Here is a 1670-nt window from a genome sequence, read left to right on the forward strand (position 1 = left end):
TGTAGCCGCAAAGTTAAAGTGTCCTGTTTCTGCAAAGTTGGAATGTCACACTCCCCGCGTTTGATTGGCGCCGGGGAGATTGCCGATGGGACTGATAGCGATGAGCGAGCGTGATCTGCAGCGGATCGAGGTTTTGTCGAAGGTCGTTGACGGCCGGGCGACGCTGGTCTCGGCGGCGCGTGTTCTGGGCTTGAGCGAGCGCCAGGTGCGCCGGCTGTTGGAGCGGATCAGGACGACCGGCGCGGCGTCGATCCGGCACAAGGCGATCGGCCGACCGTCGAACAACAGGATCAGCCCGGGCGTGCGCGATTATGCTTTGGCTCTCATTCGAGAGCGCTATGCCGATTTCGGTCCAACCTTGGCAGCCGAGAAGCTTGCCGAGCTCGATGGGCTGACGGTGTCGCGCGAGACGCTGCGCCAATGGATGACGGGCGCCGGCATCTGGCTGTCGCGCAAGCAGCGGCGGACGTTTCATCAGCCACGATTGCGGCGCGAGGCCTATGGCGAGCTGGTGCAGATCGACGGATCGGAACATCGCTGGTTCGAGGATCGCGGCGATTCGTGTTCGCTGCTGGTGTTCGTCGACGATGCGACGGGCAAGCTGATGCAGTTGCGCTTCGTGCGCTCGGAAAGCGCGTTCAGCTACTTCGAGGCGCTGGAGCTTTATTTGAAGGATCACGGTGCTCCCGTTGCCTTCTATTCCGACAAGCATTCGGTGTTCCGGGTGGCGAAGAAGGAGGCCAAGAGTGGCCAGGGCATGACCCAGTTCGGGCGTGCACTCTCGGAACTAAACATCGAGATTCTTTGCGCAAATTCGAGCCAGGCGAAGGGCCGGGTTGAACGGATGAACCGGACATTGCAGGATCGGCTGATCAAGGAACTGCGGTTAGCGGGCATCGGCAGCATGGACGATGGCAATGCTTTTCTGCCGCGGTTCATGGCGCGGTATAACCAGCGGTTTGCCATCGCCCCTACCCGTCCTGACAATCTGCATCGGCCGATCAACATGCCATCGGATCGGCTGCAGGAGATCCTGTGCAAGCGTGAGCAGCGTTATGTCGGGGCGCAGCTGACGTTTTCGTTCGAGCGCCAGCGGATCATGCTGGAAGAGAGTGATGTGACGCGTGGCCTGGTTGGTCGCTATGTCGAGACCTATGCCTATGCCGATGGCCGGCTCGACGTGCGCTGGAAAGGCCATTCCCTGTCCTATCGGGTGTTCGACAAGGACCAGCGGGTGACGCATGCGGCGATCACGGAGAACAAGCGGCTTTCCGATGTGCTGGCCTATATCAAGGAGCGGCAGGATCAGCGACCAACGCCGAAGGTGAAGACCAACAGCGAGAAGAACGGCTATACGCCGCGGAGCCGCAAGCCCGGTCGGAACAGGGATTTCATGAACGATCCCGCCGTCATTGCCCGACGGCGCCAAGCGCTCTCTGACCTCGATGCGGCGGAATGACCGGCTGCTGCAACTGTCAAAGCTAAAGCCAATGGGTGCGTCTCATCCGCCCCCTCCCTTCCCTTGCAACCCGGCCCAGCCGGTCCGGTCGGGGGCTTGCCTCAGCGCAAGTGGACATGCCGAGTGTCGCATTTCTAAATAGCTGAAGACGCGCCCAAAATGACACTTCTACTTTGCACACAAACGGACATTCCAACCCTGCCGCCACAAT

At 60.6% G+C, this 1670-nt stretch carries 1 protein-coding gene; it reads left to right on the forward strand.

The genetic code is table 11. The annotated features are described in order from the left end of the window. Window positions 1–85 precede the first annotated feature (85 nt). The gene (locus EEQ99_RS34300) at window positions 86–1459 is read left to right on the forward strand and encodes an ISNCY family transposase (protein ID WP_127431940.1); all 1374 of its coding nucleotides are present in this window, start codon (window positions 86–88) and stop codon (window positions 1457–1459) included. Window positions 1460–1670: the final 211 nt, after the last annotated feature.

Source organism: Rhizobium anhuiense, from assembly GCF_003985145.1.
Taxonomy (GTDB): Bacteria; Pseudomonadota; Alphaproteobacteria; order Rhizobiales; family Rhizobiaceae; genus Rhizobium; species Rhizobium anhuiense.